The organism is Staphylococcus felis, from assembly GCF_003012915.1.
Taxonomy (GTDB): domain Bacteria; phylum Bacillota; class Bacilli; order Staphylococcales; family Staphylococcaceae; genus Staphylococcus; species Staphylococcus felis.
In genome coordinates this window covers 2,430,369-2,451,229 of record NZ_CP027770.1, presented here as the reverse complement: position 1 = coordinate 2,451,229, position 20,861 = coordinate 2,430,369, and the positions used below count along the sequence as shown (strand labels likewise).

Below are 20,861 nucleotides of genomic sequence, written 5' to 3'. Positions count from 1 at the left end.
TTAATGCTCCTCCTTAAAGAAAAATATTGGTAATAACGTTACTGCTTGTAAAATTAAACCGTAACAAATTAATTGTTGATACGGTTGAGGCATAAAAATCGAAATCACAATTAAAGCAACCATCGTAACGATTGATTTCAATTTTAGCCCTTTTTTACGTGATGATTTAATAGGCTGTTTACGAGTAGCTGCAGGAGCGTATCGTATAACAACAATCAATCCTATTATAGTTAAGAATAACATATAACTAAATGTTATGTCATAATAATTAATTAAAAATGGGATAATAACAAAAAAAACAATATTTTGTATATGACATAATAAGGATGACTTCGCATGAGCGCCATGAGAGAAGTACCTTAAAACAAAATAACTAATATGAACTGTAAGTGTGTATAAAAATATATTAAGTAGGAGTGCAAGTCCGTATGTGACGATGCCTTTAAATAAATTAATAGCAACAACTTGCATCCCTAAGCGTACTTTTAAAAATTCAATGTGGTCTAAATGTTGTTTTTCTTTTAACTTAAGAGCAAATTGTTCAATGGCTTGATCAATAATACGCACTATCTGACCTCCTTAATTAAATTATATAGCACAACTTGTTTGAATTAGTTATTTTTGCCTAACTGTCGTATTATTATGCTTAACTGTATACTTATTTTGATTCAAACGTATTTTAACATATTTTTTTAACAGTTAAGTAGAAAAAATGATAAGTTACGCAAAAATTAACAATTTAATAATATGATATGTTCTAATATAAACATAATCACAAGTTAGTGATTAGTCATTTCATTAAATAGTGATTGAAGCAGAATGACTATTTAACCAATGACTTTTAATCTAAGTGAAGTCAGTTTACATCTTAGTATTTTGTATTCTTCGCTCAGTTTACGCATACTAAGGATTTAAACATCTATTTGTCTATGGAAATTACTACAATAATGGAGGAGGTGGCAATTATGGCACAAGATATCATTTCTACAGTTATTGATTTCGTTAAATTAATCGCTGAAACAGTCCAAAAATTCACTAAATAATTACGGTTACATAGTAATTATTGCAATCTTTTCCGTATGTATAAGAAATATCGAACGAAGTTGTTAGTTCCAAAATTAACAAAGCTAGTGTAAACATTATTTAATAATCGGTAAATTCACTAATTTTTTCATAATTAATAACATCCCCAATTATAATAAATAGAATAACTGTAATTAATAAACATTCCCTTAATATAATAAAAGGTAACCAAGCAAGTCTCTCCCAAACTTGCTTGGTTATTTATTTTTTATAAATTTTTATGATTGAAATAACGATAAATGTTTGGACGCATATTTTCAAATACTGGTATCTTTTGTCTTTGTTCTGCAACTTTGCTAATATCAATTTTTGCAGTGATTACAGTTTCATGTTCGTTAGCTTCATCAATTACATCGCCATTTGGACTAATAATCATAGAATGCCCGGCATATTCAGTTTTGCCATCATGACCACAACTATTAGTTGCGACAACATATGCATCGTTTTCAATTGCACGAGCTTGTAAAAGAGAGCGCCAATGGGACAAACGTGTAATAGGCCATTGGGCAACATAAAAAAGTATTTCAGCACCTGTTGCAGATGGATAACGACTTAATTCTGGAAAACGTAAATCGTAACATATGATTTGTGTACCTTGAATACCATCGCTTAATGTGAAAGTGTATGGAACCTTTTGCCCGGCATCTAAATAACGAGGTTCATCAAGCATTGGGACAAGGTGGATTTTATCATACTCATAAATTTTATATCCTTGACGATTAACTGCAAAAGCAGTGTTATATAATCCTGTCTTTTTTTGATTTGATACAGATCCAGCAATAATATCAACATCATATGTTTTAGCTAAATTCTTTATAAATGGATAGGAATCTTTTAGGTTTACATCGGCAAGTTGATAGAGTCTATCTAATGCATAACCATTATTCCACATTTCTGGTAGAACAACGAGATCAATGGAGTCATCAACATATTGCTCAAATAAATACCGTATTTTTTCTTTGTTTTTTGAAGCATTAGCGGGTTCGATTTCAATTTGGAAAAGCTGTATATACATAAAGGCACCCCCGAAATCATTTGGTTTGTTAATGTTAAGTCTACTAGAGTTTAAACAAATATACAAAGTGAACATATATCATGTTAAATTGATATGAAAAAACAAAAAAGTTTAATTAAAATGTATATTAAAAGTAATTAAAGTAATATAGTTTTAGTGTTATAATCAATTGGGATTAACAAATAATGCTATTTTCTGTCGAAAGCATTATACGTCTTTGATATCAACTTTGGTTGAACAATTAAAGCTTTCTGGAGGTGAAAAGATGTCGTTTACTAAATTCAAACTAGCAATCAGCATATCTACTTTAATAGTCGGCAGTACAATGCTCGGTTCTAATACCAATCAAACGGATTTAGCATATGCCGTTGAAAATTCAAACAATGTATCAAATCAAGATATTACATATAAAGTTGGGATGAAGGAAGAACCAAGTACTGAACAAGAAAGCAGTGAAGAAAAACCAACAGAAGAGCCAAGCACTGAACAAGAAAGCAGCGAAGAAAAACCGACAGAAGAGCCAAGTACTGAGCAAGGAAGCAGTGAAGAAAGACCGACAGAAGAACCAAGTACTGAGCAAGGAAGCAGTGAAGAAAGACCGACAGAAGAACCAAGCACTGAACAAGAAAGCAGTGAAGAAAAACCGACAGAAGAGCCAAGCACTGAACAAGAAAGCAGTGAAGAAAAACCGACAGAAGAGCCAAGCACTGAACAAGAAAGTAGCGAAGAAAAACCAACAGAAGAGCCAAGCACTGAACAAGAAAGTAGCGAAGAAAAACCAACAGAAGAGCCAAGTACTGAACAAGAAAGCAGTGAAGGGAACGTAACGAACCCTCCTCAAGGGAACCATGGCACAAATCTGCCTCAGTCATCTGAAGGCGCTTTAAATCATAATCAAACTGAGCCTAACATGTCTGAAAAAACAAATCGATTTAATCAATACTTTAATGCTTTAGATAATAATTTTAAATATAATCCATTATTTATGGAAAGACTTCAAAATTTAGAAGCATCAGGATTTTTAAATGATCAAGAATTTCAAAATATTGATAAAAAGATGCCATTTCAAGATAATCGGTTTTTAAATCAACTTCAACAGGATTCGGAATATTTTAGATTTCAGTATTTTAATCCGCTGAATTCAGATTCATATTACAAAAATTTAGACAAACAAGTTTTAGCATTAATGAATGGTGAAGCAGGCGCCATGCCAGGACTCAAAACGCCTGCTAATCGACCAATAGCGGGTAAAGCACAAGATAAAGTCGAAACAATTGAACAAAATGGTGAAAATATGGGAGCAGGACAACACCATCAGGATAAGCATCACTCAAATCGACATTTGAATACTTTCAAAGAAGTATGTTTTATTATAATATGTGTATTAATTGCTTTTTTAGTCGCGTTTTTGATATGGCGTAAAAGATAAAGATATAAGTTAAGGAGAGTTTAGGACATCGGCAATCGTCTGTCCTAGTCTCTCCTTTTTTCTAAAATAAATGAAGTATAATTACTTGTGTTTGTTCTAACATACGTTCAAAAACTTGCTCAGGTATAAGTAACTGAACGAGTGTGACTAATCCGTTTTGAGCGATATGAATCCCAATAGCGACACTTAATCGCTTGGTATAAATATAGAATGCAGAAAAGATAATGCCCATAGCGAAGTAGACTAAAAAGTGCGTAAAATCCATATGAGCTAATGCAAATAATATTGAGCTCACGATTCCAGCGATTAAAAATTTAACAATAGGTTTAGCTTGAATGGCATTGTACAATTCACCAAAAATGACTTTTCTAAATACATACTCCTCTAAAATAGGACCAACAATCGCTATTAGAATGATAAATAGTGGCATTTCACGTGCTATTTTCATAAGTGCTAATGTGTTTTGACTTGCTGGGTCAATGCCAAAAAGAAGTGTAGAAATTGCATTAATGATGAGTTGCGCTATGAATACAACACCTAAACCTGCAAGCACCCAAGGCACAATATAACGTTTTGGCTCTTTAGGTGTAAGTTCAAACTGCATTGGATTTTTAATCTGGGTTTGAAATAATAAAATTAAAATTGCAGCAACAATAAAACTGAATAGCTGAAGGTTAATACTTTGTTTCATTAAGTCAGTCGTATTTTCAGTTGAAAGTAATCCCATTGCTTGGGCTATTGTTGGTAAAAATTGTGCTAAACCATAAATTACTATCGTAAGTACTGATACATAAATCCGCTTCATAAGTGACCTCCTTAGAAAATAATTGTATCGAATTTGAGTTGACCTCACAAATGATAGCATTTTACTTGATATTTTGACCAACTTTGATTAATATAGACAATGTATTAGCACTTACATATTTAGAGTGCTAAATTTGGTTATCACAAGGAGGCATTATCATGCTTAAACCATTAGGAAGCCGTATTGTTGTCGAAAGAAAAGAGCAAGAACAAACTACTAAAAGTGGTATTGTATTAACAGATACTGCAAAAGAGAAATCAAATGAAGGTGTCGTTGTTGCGGTAGGACCGGGACGCACTTTAGATAATGGTCAACGTCTAGAAATAGAAGTAAACGTTGGAGATAGAGTTGTATATGATCAATATGCAGGAATTGAAATAAAACGCGATGATACGAAATATCTTGTTTTAAATGAAGAAGAAGTATTAGCTATTATTGAAGAATAATGATGTAATCAAATTAAAATGACGGAGGTATAAGTCAATATGGCAAAAGAATTAAAATTCTCTGAAGACGCACGTCAAGCGATGTTACGTGGTGTAGATAAATTAGCAAATGCTGTTAAGGTGACAATAGGTCCAAAAGGGCGAAACGTTGTATTAGATAAAGAATTTACTGCACCGTTAATTACCAATGATGGTGTGACAATCGCAAAAGAAATTGAACTCGAAGATCCATATGAAAATATGGGGGCTAAATTAGTTCAAGAAGTTGCGAACAAAACGAATGAAATTGCTGGTGATGGTACAACTACTGCGACAGTATTAGCACAAGCAATGATTCAAGAAGGTTTGAAAAATGTAACTAGTGGTGCAAATCCAGTAGGTATTAGACAAGGAATTGATAAAGCTGTCGGTGTAGCGATTGAAGCATTGCATGATATTTCACAAAAAGTAGAAAATAAAGAAGAAATTGCTCAAGTAGGTTCTATTTCTGCAGCAGATGAAGAGGTAGGACGTTATATTTCAGAAGCGATGGAAAAAGTGGGCAACGATGGTGTCATTTCGATTGAAGAATCAAGTGGTTTCAACACAGAATTAGATGTTGTTGAAGGGATGCAATTTGACCGTGGATATCAATCACCATATATGGTAACAGATTCAGATAAAATGACTGCAGAACTTGAAAATCCATATATTTTAATTACGGACAAAAAAATTAGTTCATTCCAAGATATCTTGCCGTTACTTGAACAAATCGTTCAATCTAATCGTCCAATTTTAATTGTTGCTGATGAAGTTGAAGGAGACGCATTAACAAACTTAGTTCTAAACCGTATGCGTGGCACATTCACTGCAGTAGCTGTCAAAGCACCAGGTTTTGGTGATCGTCGTAAAGCGATGTTAGAAGACTTAGCGATTTTAACAGGTGCGCAAGTGATTACTGACGATTTAGGGCTTGAATTAAAAGAAGCTTCAATTGAGATGTTAGGTACAGCAACAAAGGTTGAAGTGACTAAAGATAACACAACAGTTGTTGATGGTAATGGAGATCCAACAAATATTGATGCAAGAGTGAATCAATTAAAAGCTCAAATTGAAGAAACGGATTCTGACTTTGATCGTGAAAAATTACAAGAAAGACTTGCTAAATTGGCTGGCGGTGTCGCAGTTATTAAAGTGGGTGCAGCATCAGAAACTGAATTAAAAGAGCGTAAGTTACGTATTGAAGATGCTTTAAACTCAACACGAGCTGCTGTTGAAGAAGGTATTGTAGCAGGTGGTGGTACAGCATTAATGAACATTTTCCACAAAGTGTCTAGCATTGAAGCTGTAGGAGACGAAGCAACAGGTGTGAATATCGTACTTAAAGCATTACAAGCACCCGTACGTCAAATTGCAGAAAATGCTGGATTAGAAGGTTCAGTCATTGTAGAACGTATGAAAAATGCTGAGCCAGGTGTAGGTTATAATGCTGCAACAGATGAATGGGTTAATATGTTAGAAGCTGGTATTGTTGACCCAACAAAAGTAACACGTTCAGCATTACAACATGCTGCAAGTGTAGCCGCAATGTTCTTGACTACAGAAGCGGTTGTAGCCAACATTCCAGACGAATCGTCTAATAATGACATGCCACAAATGGGCGGCGGAATGCCAGGTATGATGTAAAAGAGCTTATAAATATCGATTTGACAGCATTTTATAGCTTGCAATGACATAAAAATTCAAAAAATGTCGTTTGGTTCAGCTGAATCAAACGAACATTTAAAATAATTCTTTTGAGGCGTTTTCCATTAGTTGACTAAACTTTTGGAAAGCGTCTTTTTTGTAAGAAATTGTAATTTTAGCGTAGATGTTCATAGTAGTGTTAATATCTTTGTGGCGTAATCGTTCCTGTATCTCTTTGATATGAACACCAGCTTCAATAAGTAAAGCACAATGTGTGTCTGAATGAGTGAGTGGAGATGTTTTTATTGATATTAGTTTTCTTGATAATACTTTGTATCCATGCAGACAATTTCTTTATTACATGTGGATAGCCATTGGTGTCAGTAAATACAAAACCATTATCTACATATAATTCATTTTCCATTTGTCTTGTACATTCACTTTATAATCATTTAGTAGCGTGATTATTTTTGGACCAACAGAAATCTTGCCTATTGATGAATCAGTTATAGGTGTAAGTATTTGATACTTTTTCTTATTATTATTCGGATTGTAATACGTTTTTGTAATGCTAATTGTATTATTCTCAAAATTAATATCAGACCACTTCAATGCTATTAATTCCCCAGCACGTAATCCTATATATGCAAGGGTAGAAAAAACTTCAAAACGATTTTTCGGTAGTGATTATTTTTATGTCATTTTAAGAAATTCAATCAATTCATCTTTTTCGAGAAATTTTTTGTATCTCGATTTCTTCTAATTCCTCAACGTTATGTTTCTTTTTAGGACGCTTGATTCATTCACTAGTTAACACTTTTATTAATTTTGTATCATAAGCATACTTAAATACGATATTAGTTGATGCCAGAATACTATCGAAATTACGCTGTCATATCATCTACAAAGTGCTATTATAGAAGAATCTATACAAGTAGATTATAAAATTGATTTAACATATGCAGATGAAGAAGACATAGCTGGGTTTTTAATAATAATTCAACTGGTGAGGAACATGAATTTGATACAAGATTGGCTGAAGCTTATGCTGCGCCTTTAGTAGTAGTGGCAGTAATGGCTGCAAAATACGGTATTCAATGGGCTATTAAAAAGTACGGTAAAAGGTAGTGAATAACACTATAAAATCAAATACGCATAAAGTAGCGAAGGGAATAAATTCTAGACTTCTAACTGGCAAAGGAGTAAATATTGGAAATTGTTGGATAAAAGTGGTATAAGAAAAGCTACTTTAACTAAAGTTGGAAAATATTTTGTAAATAGGAAGATTGATAAATATGGGTAATATTATAAATTGTATGAAAGTAAGTGATTTAAATTTTTCTGAAGTTGAAAATGCTGTTCATTTAGATTTAAGTGAGGGCGAATATCCTTTTTTAGATGATGGCAAAAGCTTTAACAAAGGTTATTTTGCAAGGATTCATAATAATGCAATTCAAATTTTACAAGATTTGTTTCAAAAAAGTAATACTATTGATATAGTGCTTGTGTATTATTTATATGGAGACTCATTTAAAAAAACTCGGTTCAAAGAAAAGTTTAGTTATTTCAATAATAACGAAATACCAGATTTTAAAAAATATATTAACGATGAAGGCATCCAGTGTTATGCATTATCTTATAAAAATAAGAAATTGAAGGATTTAAATTATAAAAAATTAGTGAGAGCAATTTGCAATCAAGATTTTAAAAGTTTATTCCCGACAATTAACCAAAAAGATAATTACTTAGATATATATTTAATGGATAATAAAAGAGGCATATTATATGAATCGTCTACACTTAGTTGGACAAATTCTATGAGAATAGATATTGTTAAATTAAGAAAGTAGGCGATTTTTATGACAAGAGAAAGAAGAACTTTTAGTCCTGAATTTAAATTACAAATGGTAAAGCTTTATGAAAATGGTAAGCCTAGAAATGAAATTGCTCGTGAATATGATTTAACACCTTCGGCGTTAGGGAAATGGATTAAGCAACATCAAAATACTGGTTCATTTAACCATCAAGATAACTTAACTAATGAAGAAAAAGAACTAAGAAAATTGCGTAAAGAAAATCAACAATTGAAAATGGAAAATGATATTTCAAAGCAAGCAGCGCTGATCATGGGACGAAAATAGATGTCATTCGAAAGAATGCCAATAAATATTCAGTATCAGCAATGTGCAAAGTCCTGCAAATCTCTAGAAGTAGTTACTATTACGAAATTAACAAATCACCCAACGTTGAAAAAGATGATCGAGATAAGGAAATTAGCGATAAAATTATCGAGATTTTCAATTCTAATCGCAAATGTTTTGGAACAAGAAGGATTAAAAATGAACTTATCAAAAATGGTTTAAATGTCTCAAGACGACGTATAGGACGCATTATGAAAGCAAATAAATTAGTATCTTCTTATACGACATCGAAGTATAAATCATTTCCTTCTCGCTCAAGTGAACGCGAAATCAATAATGAATTAAATCAAAGTTTCAATAGAAAAGAACCATTGGAAGTTCTTGTCAGTGATTTGACATATGTAAAAGTGGCTGGAAAATGGCATTACATATGTTTATTTATTGATCTTTTTAACCGTGAGATTGTTGGGCATAGCGCAGGCTCAAAGAAAGATAGCACGCTTGTATCCAAGGCACTTAGTAGCATTAGACACGATTTAAGAGACGTACAAATGTTTCACACTGACAGAGGAAAAGAGTTTGATAATCACATGATTGATGATGTACTAGATACCTTTGGTATCAAAAGATCTTTAAGCATGAAAGGATGTCCATATGACAACGCAGTAGCTGAAAGTACATTTAAAGCGTTAAAAACTGAATTCATTAAACAGTATGATTTTAAATCTATTAATCACTTAAAACTCGAATTGTTTGATTATGTTAATTGGTATAACAACATTCGACCTCATAGTGCATTAAATTATCTGACGCCGAAAGCGTACAAAGATAGTTTCTATAAAAACTGTCTAGAAATCTGTTGACATACCAATATCACTTGTATGATGATAGAGGATTGTGGCTATATTTTGTAAATAAGCAGTCTTATATAAAGTATTCCCGAAAATACAGCAACCTCTTGTTTGATGTGAGCAATGAAATTGATTAAAGTTTAGAACCGTTATGACAACAGAAGAGTGGAGGATATTATTGGAGTCTTGAAATGATGATTTTAGAGGTCTTACACACTTTATTGTCCCAAAATTTGCTAATGAAACAACGAAAGGTTTAGCTACTACTTATCAAGAGCCGAAAACAAAAGAGAAGTCATTTAAGACGATACCTAAAAATCTTAATTGGTCTAACACAGCGTATTTTAAAGCAAAAACAGATGACGCAGGTGTTACAATTTGTAAAGCGAATCATAATCAACATTATGTATAAAACGGACGAAACATATAAACCTGGAACTGTATTTTATGTATTTGAGATCGTTGATAGTTGGTGTCGTGTATATTCAGACACAAATAACGGTTGGGTATGGCGAAAACGTTTGATTATTGATGAGGTGTTTTAATAGTTAAGGGCGGTCATTACGATTGTCCTGTTTTTTGTGTTTAAATATAATGTGAATTAGATAATATAGAGCAGGAACTGTATTGTCAATAAAGCAATTGGAATAAAAGCAATATTATGATATGTTTTTCTCGGTAATGTTTTTATTTGGGAGTAAATTAAAAACAAAGGAGTTTTTATTTTGAAACTAAAAAAAACTTTTGGAACATTAGTAGTGAGTGCCGTTTTATTATCAACGATCAGTCCATTAGTAGATGCTAAAGAGAATGAGGTTTCTAAAACAACAGTTAATAGAAATCCTCAAGTACAATATGTAACGGTAGATGGAGTGAAAATAAATAGAAATCCTGATTTGCCAGTGAATCCCGAGGCTCAAAATCGAATTGGAGCTACAAAGGTTGTTAAGACTGCTATTAAGTTAATTATTAACAATAGAGGTAAGGCAGTTGCAGTGGTAGAAAAAGTAGGTGGCAAAAAAGCAGCTAATGCTTTTAATAAAGCTTATAGTCCTTTAGTAAAAGAGTTAAAGCCTATGTTAAAATGGAGTGAAGTCCCTGCTAATGCAGTGAGAGATGCTGCTATTAGAGCGGGTCGTGAAGCAGGTTTATCAAAGTCTAAAGCTCATACTTTAGGGGTGACTTTAAAAGAAGCTATATCTTGGCTGTTTTAATATATTAAGGAGGTTATTATGTTAAAAGAAAAAGAAAGTTTTAGATTACTTTACCAAGCTATACGAGAGCTTTCAGATAAAATTGGAGATAATCAGCTAGAAACTAATTCTGTTAGTTTATTATTATTAGATTTTGATTTTGAACATGAAGTATTTGATAATTTGTATTTAGCGATTTTAAAATATTTAAATACAGTAAGTATAGAGGATATAAGTCAAAGTGAACTTTTGGATTTAATAGAAAATACGATTCCAGAAGATCGAGAGATTAATACGTTTGTAAAAAATAAAATTATAATTGGCTTTGCTAATAATTATTTTCCTGAATTACAAGTATTAGCAGATAATATAAAGTCAGATATGGGAAGTTTAATAAGTCAACAATCCGATTTCTAAACAGTATTTAAGGTTAACCGTTGCGACGGTTGCTTTTTTACCCGCCACACCTCATTGTAGTGAACCCAAAAAGGTGAACTTTTTATCAAGCTACTTTCATTAAAGCAAGATTTCTGTATTCTACAGGAGTCTTGCTTTTTAATTGACTAAAAGTAAACCATGCGCTATGCGTATGGTTCCGGAAAGGTTCTACCGTTATATTAAAAGGCTCTCAGTCAAATTGGACTGGTCGCATTAAATTAAGGCGTTATGCAATAATGGATTGCTTAACGCCTTTTTCGTTGTGTGATCATAAAGTCTTGAACATTAATGCCTCTTTTAATACAACATAAATCAGTAAAATTGAGTTAGTAAAACATATTTTATAACTTAGAGGTGTGAATAAATATAGCAAATTTGATTGATTCCTAAGCCGAGACTTCTGAGGCATCTTGCCGTAACCGAAAATCCATTTTAAGATTGGGTAAGTTCAATCTTAAAATGAGTTGAGGTAAGGCGCCTAGAAAAGCGAGGCTTTATGGAACAATCAAATAAATGAAATTATTTATACACCAGTCCGATTTACTATAGAACCTATTAAAATAGGCATCTCAACATGCTAGAATAATATTTGGTCAGCCAACCAATATTAATTGCATGAAGAGATGCCACAATGTCTAACGACATAAATAGTGGTATGTCAACAGATTTCTAGACAGTTTTTATAGAAACTATCTTTGTACGCTTTCGGCGTCAGATAATTTAATGCACTATGAGGTCGAATGTTGTTATACCAATTAACATAATCAAACAATTCGAGTTTTAAGTGATTAATAGATTTAAAATCATACTGTTTAATGAATTCAGTTTTTAACGCTTTAAATGTACTTTCAGCTACTGCGTTGTCATATGGACATCCTTTCATGCTTAAAGATCTTTTGATACCAAAGGTATCTAGTACATCATCAATCATGTGATTATCAAACTCTTTTCCTCTGTCAGTGTGAAACATTTGTACGTCTCTTAAATCGTGTCTAATGCTACTAAGTGCCTTGGATACAAGCGTGCTATCTTTCTTTGAGCCTGCGCTATGCCCAACAATCTCACGGTTAAAAAGATCAATAAATAAACATATGTAATGCCATTTTCCAGCCACTTTTACATATGTCAAATCACTGACAAGAACTTCCAATGGTTCTTTTCTATTGAAACTTTGATTTAATTCATTATTGATTTCGCGTTCACTTGAGCGAGAAGGAAATGATTTATACTTCGATGTCGTATAAGAAGATACTAATTTATTTGCTTTCATAATGCGTCCTATACGTCGTCTTGAGACATTTAAACCATTTTTGATAAGTTCATTTTTAATCCTTCTTGTTCCAAAACATTTGCGATTAGAATTGAAAATCTCGATAATTTTATCGCTAATTTCCTTATCTCGATCATCTTTTTCAACGTTGGGTGATTTGTTAATTTCGTAATAGTAACTACTTCTAGAGATTTGCAGGACTTTGCACATTGCTGATACTGAATATTTATTGGCATTCTTTCGAATGACATCTATTTTCGTCCCATGATCAGCGCTGCTTGCTTTAAAATATCATTTTCCATTTTCAATTGTTGATTTTCTTTACGTAATTTTCTTAGTTCTTTTTCTTCATTAGTTAAGTTATCTTGATGGTTAAATGAACCAGTATTTTGATGTTGCTTAATCCATTTCCCTAACGCCGAAGGTGTTAAATCATATTCACGAGCAATTTCATTTCTAGGCTTACCATTTTCATAAAGCTTTACCATTTGTAATTTAAATTCAGGACTAAAAGTTCTTCTTTCTCTTGTCATAAAAATCGCCTACTTTCTTAATTTAACAATATCTATTCTCATAGAATTTGTCCAACTAAGTGTAGACGATTCACAGGTTAGCACATAAAAAATAGAATTGTAAGTATTATATAGTTTTTGTACCTAAATATAGAAGACAAACAATATACGAAAATTAAAAATAGGTGTGGCTATATATAAGTCAAAAGTTGAGGATGGAATATACGGAATAATAATGTGATACATTTTTGGTCATTGATGACATGGAAAATTGTATAGAATGAACATATTCATAAAATATACTAAATCCTAAACGTTATACTTTGATATCATACTATTTTAAAAGCTTATTTGGGAAAAGCCTTTGAATTTTGGGACTGGATTTTTGGTCCAGCCCCTTTATTTTTACTTCGATTTCGACTTGCCAGAATCATGTTCAATGTTGGGGATAATAATCTTTTACTAATTACTTAACTGGATTTTCATACCATTTTATAAGGAAATGATACAAAACGTCTGTAAATTGTTGTAAATCACTTACTTTAATTTTTTCATTCGTTCCGTGAGCTTCATTTAGTTCACCTGGTCCATAAAGGATAGTTGGAATACCATAGTATGCAGTCCAACCACCATCAGTTACAGTAGTACTTATTTCGGTTTTTATTTTGGAATGATGTACTATTTCATGACATTGACTTAATAAATCAAAACCAGGATGATCTACAGGGATAGTAAAGCTTGGGAAAATTTCGCCTTGATCCTCAATCATTGATACGCCACCCCAACTAAATTGTAATGGATGGTCACGCAACCAAAGATCACTTGCTGCAACACGATTAAGGTAATCCTCGATTTCATGAATAATATCTTTATCATTTTCATTTGGAAGATAATGAACAGTTATCCATAGTTTGCATTGATCCGCTATAAATGCAGGGTGTCGACCACCTTCAATCACTGCAGGGTTAATGGTATTTGCACCTGCCGGCATGTTTGGATAGGATTTTGTCACAGCCCAATGACGCTCTAACTCTTGTAAGGCTTGAATGATTTTCACCATTTTTTCAATCGCACTTGCTCCGTGACGGCCGCCACCCGCATGAATCATATGACTTCTAGCGCCATCATGAATGGTTTCTTCACTTTGCACTGTAATCCACCCTGTAATGACTCCACCTTGTCCCATAGCAATTGATTCGCTCGTATCTAGCACAAGTGCTAAATCTGCTTGAGGTGAATGTTCACATGCTACTTTAGTCCCAGCTTCACCCACTTCTTCACCTACAACAGACTGAACAATAATATCTCCTTTAGGCTGTTTGTTATGATGATATAAACGTTCTAGATTATACAATAAACTCGACATGCCACCCTTCATATCGGCAACGCCACGTCCAATTAGATAATCCCCATCTTGTGTAAGTTCAAAAGGATTTGAATTCCAGTATTGATCGTTTTCAACTTCGGCAACATCAACATGCCCATTTAAAATAAGTTTTGGTGCTGTGGGATCTTCACCTTTTAATGTACCTACTATAATGGCGTCATTTTCATAGAAGGGGATGGTTTGAACATCAAAATTTAAAGCTTCTAACCAAGATTTTATAATCATTTGTAATGGTAATGTGTTACGTGCGGGTGGGCTTTCTGTATTATATGATATAAGGGTCTTTAAAATGTCAAAATGACGCTCATTAAGCATGTTGAACTCCCTCCATTTTTAATAATGCTTTTTTACGATGTAAGCCACTGTTAAATCCACCTAACTGGCCATCTTTTCTTAATACACGATGACAAGGTACGATGATTGATAAAGGGTTTTGACCTATAGCAGTTGAAACGGCACGTACACTTTTAGGTTTTTGAATGTGTTGTGCAATTTGGCTATATGTTGTACCTGTTCCAAAAGGAAGTTGATATAAAGCATGCCAAACTTGATGTTGAAAAGGCGTCCCTATAGTGAAATGGACGGGTGTTTTAAAAGATTTGACATCTCCATGGAAATATCCCTCTAATTCAAATGCGAGTTTGTCTATAATGGGATGAAAGGAAACTTGTTTCAAGTCTGCTTGTTTAGACAATTGACTGATGACTGTTTGATAATGATTTGAGTCAGTAAAGGACAACTGGATTAATGCATGATTATTGACGACTGCTGTCATTTGTCCAATAGGGGTATTAATATGTTTATAATAATAAATCATCATGAGCACTCCTTTAAGATAACTGAGGTAAAAACCCATCAATACTGATATTTACATTTTCTTTTCCAAATTCTTTTTCCATTAACTGAACAACATATCGATAGGCATCTCGTTGATACCAATTGTCTGCATTTAACAATTGATAGTTTTTTTCAATGTTTAAAGATGCTGTTCTTTTGCCGTTAGAGCCATCACCCATAAAATAATCGTCTATTGTGACACGTTCTGTATAAGGTTTAATGACACGAGCAAACTGATCAGTGCAAGGCAAAATCGGTGCAATTGCAATTTGAGTAGGGATACCGTGTTGACGTAATTTTTGTAATGCAATCAAACGTGATTTGATGCTTGGTGCATGTGGTGTAAAAGTGCGAATGACATCTTCTCTATCAGTTTCAATCGTCATACTGACAATAAAACGACCTGGATAGTTTTTTAATATATCTATATCGCGTTGAATTAATGGCCCACGAGTTTGTATGAATACATAATCTGGTGGTTCTTGACTTAACACTTTAAGTAAATGCCGGGTGATTTGTTGATGTTTTTCAATAGGTTGATAGGGATCTGTAGATGAAGACATAAAGACTGTGACAGGGCCTTTTCGTTTTTCGCGTTGTAACTCTTTAAGAAACTGATTATCTAAATCTTCTTTAATCGTTACCCATTCGCCCCATGTTTTTCCTGAAAAGATAGAAATAGGGGATTTTCTGACATAACAGTATTCACATGCAAACTGACAACCCATATATGGATTCAACGTATGGGTATATTGACTTAAAAAACCAGATGCTTTGGTTAAAAATTGTTTCGGTCTTCGTGTTTCAATCTCCATTGGTTCACCTTCATTATGAAAGATAATTGATAAAGTGATATTATCTGTACTTTTTTGCAAAGCTATTGCCTATCGATTTCCAAAAATTTTATTAAATCTCAAGTCTAGTATATTTCAATGAAAAGCCCCCTGTTTACATAGTGAAATAGGGGGCTCATATTGCTGATGGACTATCATTCATTTCTGATAATGTCATATATTATGATGCTTGTAATGTTTGAATAGCTTGCGCGATTGCATTAAATACGTGTTCAATTTCGTCTTTTTCAATACAACTAAATGCCACACGAATGTCTGTATCATTAAGCGCAATTACGCCGATTGAATGTTTTTCAATTAAGTGAACACGTAATGTCTCGGCATTAACGCCTTTTACTTTTAATGCCATGAAATAACCAGAATTAAAGTCATAAGGCTGCCACAATGATTGATATTGCGTTTTATAGACAATTTCTTTTGTTACTTTATATCTTGATTCGAGTGTGTCAATATTCGCTTGAATTTCTTTGTCAAAGGATTCTGGATGTTCTAACACATATTTTATGGCAGATTGCGAAGGTGTAGGACCACTTGAAATATTGCTACGAATAAGGCCTTTAACTTTAGCTTCAAGTATGTTTTTTGTCGTATCATCTTTCAGTCCGAATGTTAAAAATCCTACCCGGAAGCCCCAAGCAAAGAATTCTTTTGTTGCGCCATCTAAACGTATCGGTAAAACATGCTCATTTTGCAGATTAGTTAATGCTGTAAAAATAGATTGTGTATAAACATCTTCATAGAACAATCCATAATAAGCATCATCGACAATGGCTACAACATTTACACCGCGACGACCTAGTTCATTTATTGCTTCAACGATTTTTTGTACTTCGTCTTTAGTAGGAGTATAGCCTGTTGGGTTGTTCGGGTAATTAAGGATTAAAACTACTTTTTCCTGATCAATTTGTTGCAAGGCTTCAATCAATCCATCAGTTGTATAGTGTCCGTCTTCATCAAAAACTGGGTACGTTTCAATATGAGCTTGGTGACGTACGCCGTATACTAATCGATAGTTGCCCCAGTTGTGATTCGGTAATAACAATGTGTCATTGGGATTCACAACTAAGTCGCCGACAAGTGATAATCCATGAGTTAAAGCATTCGTAACGATAGGTTTGCTCATTAACGCTTTAGATAATTCTGGGTTTTCTTTTAACATTTTATTTTGCCATAATTCACGTAGTGCTTCTAGACCTTGTGGTGGTGCATAAGCAAAAAGTTCATCTGGTTCTAAATGGTTAAACATGTCATTTAAAGATGAGGCAAACATTTTGCCATCTTTGTTTGTTGCCATACCAATAGTTGCGTTATATTCAGTAGATTTGGCCTCGGCAGATTGCGTTAATATACCTTTAGGATAGTACATGCTTTTACCTAAGTCAGAAAGCATGTCCAATACATTTGGGTTAGTTTCATTCAATTGTTCGTTTAAATTCAATGCTAAAGGGTTCATAGTTTAGCCTCTTTTCTAAAAAACTTAATATAGTTATATCATACCTTGAATAAGAAGAAAGTTAAAGAATGTATACAAATTTAAGGAAAAAAATAGAACAAAAATAGAACACATGTTCGCTAAAATGTGATAAGATATGAATAGTTACCGATTTCCTACTTAAATTGATAAATAGATTATGAAAAAGCGTTATGTAGGAGGTGCGATATGATGTCATGGAGCGAATTTGTAATGACTTTAATTTCGGGGAGTATATTAATTGTTTTTAGATGTTGGATTGAAACCAAATGGAAAACGTATCAACATAAAAAAGAAGATAAACAAGACAATGATTCGACAAAATAAAGTGATTTTATTGTCTATTCTTATGGCTTTTTGGTAATTGTTGTGACAAATTTGATTTGATATACTTTTTTTGACGAGGTGAGAGATAAAATGAAACATTTAACTAAAATCTTTGTTATGATTGCGCTTGTTATATTTGTCATAGGGATAGTTTTGCAATCAATGGGGGAAGAAACGTCAGCAATTAAATTATTTTTTGCAACGATACTGTTTATGATTTGTGCTTTTATTAGTCGACATAATGATCGTAAGAAGCAACGTTAACTGAAAAATAGTTAATTATCACGAATTTAAATAAAGTATTATAAAGAAAGATGTTCACTTATGACATGAAATTGAGAGATGAGAGTCCTATGATCAAACTCATTTCTGAATGCCTGTTTTGTCAGATAAGTGGCTCTTTTTTTACGCAAAATATATATATAGTGTATATACAATTCCATCTGTTCACAAGAAAGACTAATTGAAACTGAGTCGAATGGATATAGAATATAGGTGGGTTTTTAAAAGATTATCAAAAGATTTTACTTTGAGGGGTTTACAAATAAGTATATATTGTATATATTTGGTATATACAGTTAGTAAGGGAGGATGACCGTGAAAATATTATTAAAAGGCAACAGTGAGTCTCCAATTTATGAACAAATTAAACAACAGATTAAAGAACAAATTCTGACAGGTGCTTTACTAGCTGGGGCACATTTACCGTCAATGCGTGAGCTTGCTAAAAATTTAGGTGTTAGTGTGATCACGACCAAACGTGCATATGAAGACTTAGAAAAAGATGGCTATCTGATATCTATAAGAGGTAAAGGGACCTTTGTTAAAGCACAAGATACATCCATATTAAAAGAGAAGCAGTTTATCGTGATTGAGTCACTTGCTCAAAGCCTGGCAAAAGAAGCTAAAACAATCGGAATGCCACTAGCTGAATTACAAGAAATCGTAGCGATGATTTATGAGGAGGAGTTGTAATGGGAGAATTCGCAATTGAAGTTAAAGATATTCGTTATAAACAGAAGTCATTCGAGTTAGACCGTATCAATTTTAATGTGCCGAAAGGATATGTGACAGGATTTATAGGTGCAAATGGAGCAGGTAAAACAACATTGATTCGTCTTATTATGGATTTAATTCAGCCAACGTCAGGAGATATCCAAATTTTAGATGGTTCTATGAAGGATGACGGTATAGCTATTAAAGACAAAATTGGATTTGTATATTCCGAATTGTATCTAAATGAAAAATGGACTATCAAGAAGGTCGAAAAGTTAATCTCGCCATTTTACAGTCGTTGGGATCATCAATTATTTTTAAGTTTTCTAGAACGGTTTAAGTTAAATTATAAGGACAAAATTCAAAACCTTTCAACGGGGATGAAAATGAAATTATCATTAGCCATCGCATTTAGTCATCATGCAGAATTATTTATTTTTGATGAGCCAACAGCAGGATTAGACCCTGTAGTGAGACATGAAGTGTTAGAGATTATACAAGAGTTATTAATAGATGAAAATAAATCAGTGCTATTTTCAACACATATTATTTCTGATTTAGAGCAAATTGCTGATTATATCATTCACTTAAAAGGTGGCAAAATTGTATTTCAAGAATCTAAAGAAGCGTTGCTCGATACGCATCGACTTGTTAGAGGAGATGTAAAAGATCTTGATTCAGAATTAGAAGGTCTGCTCCTTTACAAAAAAGTTTCTGGTGACACTTTTTCTGGTGTTACAAAACATGCTAGTGTCTTTAGTGAATTATTTGGAAACCAGATAACTATTTCCAAAATGACAATTGAAGACATCATGGTAGCGTATGAAAAAGGGAAGGTAACTCAAAGTGAAACAACTCTTAAAGCGTAACCACATTTTTGACTTAATGTATATCATGATTGGGTTTATGGGTATCGTATTACTTATTTATTTATGGATACGTCCAATGCTCTTTAATAATATAGACGATTTATTTGTGCTTTTGATTCTTCTCCTGGGGTTTTCGCCTATATATATTCAAGAGGGATTCAATAGAAATAAAATGTATATCTATATGAGAAGTTTGCCTGTTTCAACCAAATTGTTATATCAATCATTACATATGTATGTTTTAAAGATATGTATCATACAAATTGTTCTATTTACGATAGTCAATTTGTTCTTTCAATTTGAGAACCGTTTAACAATTATAGTCATTTTAATCAGTTATACGTTATTGAATTGTGTCGTTTGTATTCGTGTTTTGTTTGAAGAAAAATCGAATGTTACTTGGATGTATATGAAATTTTTCTTCATATTCATTTTATATATTAACTATATATTTTTCCCATTCTTTGAACGTACGAATGAAAATCAGTTTCCGTTAAAGATCTACATGATGTTTTTTATTGTCTTGATCAGTTACTTAACTAAGATATGCATGAGTCAAAAAAGAATTCAAAATAATCATCTTAAAATTTAAATAAACGATGAACTAAAAGAGGGGCATAGAACATGTTACAATTAATAAAGCGGAATCTGTATTTTAGAAGATGGACTTTAATACTTTATTTTATGATATTATTACTGTGGCCATTCCATTATTTAGCCAATCAAGATGATGTGATAGGGCTCTCATTTGTTTATTTATTTATTAATGTTATTGCTGTCATTGATAGTGCACATGCGTATCGGTTATTTCGCAGATTGGGACACAATCAGGCATATTTATTTCATCACAGTTTGCCGGTGTCCAAAATGCAACTGCTTAATGCGCATTATGTAACCGTAATGATGTTAACAGCCTTTGGTGCGCTGCTGATTTGGTCATATGGAATAAGGGAGAGTATGATCGATTTTAATGGCATCACCTTTAGTACGATGTGGTTATTCATTAGTGCTAATTTATTAACATTTATAGTGGGATTTCCAAGTTGTAGTGAAAAAATGAATGATAAGATACCGATTATAGGTTACATTTTTCTGATGCTATTTCTAATACCATTTGTCATTTGTATTATTTTGGTTACGATTGGTATGGTCAAATTTGATAACCCATTGTATTTTGCACCATTAGACGTGGGCATTTGGTATTTTATATTAGCAATCATACTAGCTTTAATTTCGTATTTATATCAGATTTTTAGCATTATCAAACGATAG

At 32.8% G+C, this 20,861-nt stretch carries 21 protein-coding genes and 3 pseudogenes; 15 read left to right on the top strand and 9 right to left on the bottom strand.

Features of this window, described 5'->3' with window-relative positions; all coding sequences use genetic code 11:
- Complete coding sequence (locus C7J90_RS11715) at window positions 1–567, bottom strand: accessory gene regulator AgrB (protein WP_103207462.1); 567 nt, start codon at window positions 565–567, stop codon at window positions 1–3.
- A 362-nt stretch (window positions 568–929) separates the two neighbouring features.
- On the opposite strand from C7J90_RS11715, the gene C7J90_RS11710 reads away from it, so the two are divergent.
- Window positions 930–1,043, top strand: coding sequence for a delta-lysin family phenol-soluble modulin (locus C7J90_RS11710; protein WP_194295051.1), 114 nt, complete (start codon window positions 930–932; stop codon window positions 1,041–1,043).
- 248 nt (window positions 1,044–1,291) lie between these two features.
- On the opposite strand, the gene C7J90_RS11705 is transcribed toward C7J90_RS11710, so the two are convergent.
- Window positions 1,292–2,098, bottom strand: a complete 807-nt coding sequence (locus tag C7J90_RS11705; RefSeq protein WP_103209745.1) for a carbon-nitrogen family hydrolase — start codon at window positions 2,096–2,098, stop codon at window positions 1,292–1,294.
- Window positions 2,099–2,363: 265 nt separating this feature from the next.
- On the opposite strand from C7J90_RS11705, the gene C7J90_RS11700 reads away from it, so the two are divergent.
- Entirely contained in the window at window positions 2,364–3,527 is a 1,164-nt protein-coding gene (locus C7J90_RS11700) for an SdrH family protein (RefSeq protein WP_106465149.1), read from the top strand.
- Between the two features lie 61 nt (window positions 3,528–3,588).
- On the opposite strand, the gene mroQ is transcribed toward C7J90_RS11700, so the two are convergent.
- A complete protein-coding gene (mroQ, locus tag C7J90_RS11695) occupies window positions 3,589–4,332 on the bottom strand; it encodes an intramembrane glutamic endopeptidase MroQ (RefSeq protein ID WP_103209741.1) in 744 nt (247 codons plus the stop codon).
- A gap of 158 nt (window positions 4,333–4,490) precedes the next feature.
- Here mroQ and groES point away from each other — a divergent pair, with 158 nt between their 5' ends.
- Both groES and groL read left to right on the top strand, forming a co-directional pair.
- Entirely contained in the window at window positions 4,491–4,778 is a 288-nt protein-coding gene (gene groES, locus C7J90_RS11690; protein WP_103209739.1) for a co-chaperone GroES, read from the top strand.
- Window positions 4,779–4,817: 39 nt separating this feature from the next.
- Window positions 4,818–6,443: a chaperonin GroEL gene (gene groL / locus C7J90_RS11685; protein WP_103209737.1), complete on the top strand. Its 1,626-nt coding sequence runs from the start codon at window positions 4,818–4,820 to the stop codon at window positions 6,441–6,443.
- Between the two features lie 96 nt (window positions 6,444–6,539).
- On the opposite strand, the pseudogene C7J90_RS12120 reads toward groL, so the two are convergent.
- Window positions 6,540–7,323 (bottom strand): annotated as a pseudogene (locus tag C7J90_RS12120) (tyrosine-type recombinase/integrase); the annotation flags it as partial.
- Here C7J90_RS12120 and C7J90_RS12355 point away from each other — a divergent pair.
- The 6 genes and pseudogenes from C7J90_RS12355 to C7J90_RS11655 form a co-directional block, all read left to right on the top strand.
- Window positions 7,315–7,746, top strand: a pseudogene (locus tag C7J90_RS12355) (SAR2788 family putative toxin); the annotation flags it as partial. The pseudogenes C7J90_RS12120 and C7J90_RS12355 overlap by 9 nt on opposite strands.
- Window positions 7,739–8,293 carry a DUF3885 domain-containing protein gene (locus tag C7J90_RS11675; RefSeq protein ID WP_106465148.1) on the top strand — a complete coding sequence of 185 codons (555 nt, stop codon included), beginning with the start codon at window positions 7,739–7,741 and terminating at the stop codon, window positions 8,291–8,293. The pseudogene C7J90_RS12355 and the gene C7J90_RS11675, both read left to right, overlap by 8 nt.
- 9 nt (window positions 8,294–8,302) lie before the next feature.
- A protein-coding gene (locus C7J90_RS11670; RefSeq protein WP_103209691.1) for an IS3 family transposase occupies window positions 8,303–9,447 on the top strand; the annotation gives its coding sequence in 2 pieces (ribosomal slippage) (window positions 8,303–8,549 and window positions 8,549–9,447; 1,146 coding nt in all).
- Between the two features lie 208 nt (window positions 9,448–9,655).
- Window positions 9,656–9,980, top strand: a pseudogene (locus C7J90_RS12350) (hypothetical protein).
- Between the two features lie 180 nt (window positions 9,981–10,160).
- Window positions 10,161–10,649 carry a hypothetical protein gene (locus C7J90_RS11660; RefSeq protein WP_103210794.1) on the top strand — a complete coding sequence of 163 codons (489 nt, stop codon included), beginning with the start codon at window positions 10,161–10,163 and terminating at the stop codon, window positions 10,647–10,649.
- Between the two features lie 18 nt (window positions 10,650–10,667).
- Entirely contained in the window at window positions 10,668–11,045 is a 378-nt protein-coding gene (locus C7J90_RS11655; RefSeq protein WP_103210796.1) for a hypothetical protein, read from the top strand.
- A 679-nt stretch (window positions 11,046–11,724) separates the two neighbouring features.
- On the opposite strand, the gene C7J90_RS11650 is transcribed toward C7J90_RS11655, so the two are convergent.
- The 5 genes from C7J90_RS11650 to C7J90_RS11625 form a co-directional block, all read right to left on the bottom strand.
- A protein-coding gene (locus C7J90_RS11650) for an IS3 family transposase (RefSeq protein ID WP_103209691.1) occupies window positions 11,725–12,869 on the bottom strand; the annotation gives its coding sequence in 2 pieces (ribosomal slippage) (window positions 11,725–12,623 and window positions 12,623–12,869; 1,146 coding nt in all).
- Between the two features lie 445 nt (window positions 12,870–13,314).
- Window positions 13,315–14,550 carry an acetylornithine deacetylase gene (locus C7J90_RS11640; RefSeq protein WP_103210375.1) on the bottom strand — a complete coding sequence of 412 codons (1,236 nt, stop codon included), beginning with the start codon at window positions 14,548–14,550 and terminating at the stop codon, window positions 13,315–13,317.
- A complete protein-coding gene (locus C7J90_RS11635; RefSeq protein WP_103210373.1) occupies window positions 14,543–15,052 on the bottom strand; it encodes a methylated-DNA--[protein]-cysteine S-methyltransferase in 510 nt (169 codons plus the stop codon). Before C7J90_RS11635 ends, C7J90_RS11640 begins: the two co-directional genes overlap by 8 nt.
- A 13-nt stretch (window positions 15,053–15,065) precedes the next feature.
- Entirely contained in the window at window positions 15,066–15,887 is an 822-nt protein-coding gene (locus C7J90_RS11630) for an SPL family radical SAM protein (protein ID WP_103210371.1), read from the bottom strand.
- A gap of 199 nt (window positions 15,888–16,086) precedes the next feature.
- Entirely contained in the window at window positions 16,087–17,379 is a 1,293-nt protein-coding gene (locus tag C7J90_RS11625) for an aminotransferase class I/II-fold pyridoxal phosphate-dependent enzyme (RefSeq protein ID WP_103210369.1), read from the bottom strand.
- A gap of 207 nt (window positions 17,380–17,586) precedes the next feature.
- Here C7J90_RS11625 and C7J90_RS12345 point away from each other — a divergent pair, with 207 nt between their 5' ends.
- The 5 genes from C7J90_RS12345 (at window position 17,587) to pmtB (ending at window position 20,861) form a co-directional block, all read left to right on the top strand.
- Window positions 17,587–17,724 carry a Trp-rich small protein gene (locus tag C7J90_RS12345; protein ID WP_158701930.1) on the top strand — a complete coding sequence of 46 codons (138 nt, stop codon included), beginning with the start codon at window positions 17,587–17,589 and terminating at the stop codon, window positions 17,722–17,724.
- A 90-nt stretch (window positions 17,725–17,814) separates the two neighbouring features.
- Window positions 17,815–17,988: an SE1626 family protein gene (locus C7J90_RS12035; protein ID WP_167389004.1), complete on the top strand. Its 174-nt coding sequence runs from the start codon at window positions 17,815–17,817 to the stop codon at window positions 17,986–17,988.
- A 333-nt stretch (window positions 17,989–18,321) separates the two neighbouring features.
- Window positions 18,322–18,699: a PSM export ABC transporter transcriptional regulator PmtR gene (gene pmtR / locus C7J90_RS11620; RefSeq protein ID WP_103207516.1), complete on the top strand. Its 378-nt coding sequence runs from the start codon at window positions 18,322–18,324 to the stop codon at window positions 18,697–18,699.
- Window positions 18,699–19,589 carry a phenol-soluble modulin export ABC transporter ATP-binding protein PmtA gene (gene pmtA / locus C7J90_RS11615; protein WP_103207518.1) on the top strand — a complete coding sequence of 297 codons (891 nt, stop codon included), beginning with the start codon at window positions 18,699–18,701 and terminating at the stop codon, window positions 19,587–19,589. The genes pmtR and pmtA overlap by 1 nt, the downstream gene beginning before the upstream one ends.
- A gap of 624 nt (window positions 19,590–20,213) precedes the next feature.
- Window positions 20,214–20,861 carry a phenol-soluble modulin export ABC transporter permease subunit PmtB gene (gene pmtB / locus C7J90_RS11605; RefSeq protein ID WP_103207521.1) on the top strand — a complete coding sequence of 216 codons (648 nt, stop codon included), beginning with the start codon at window positions 20,214–20,216 and terminating at the stop codon, window positions 20,859–20,861.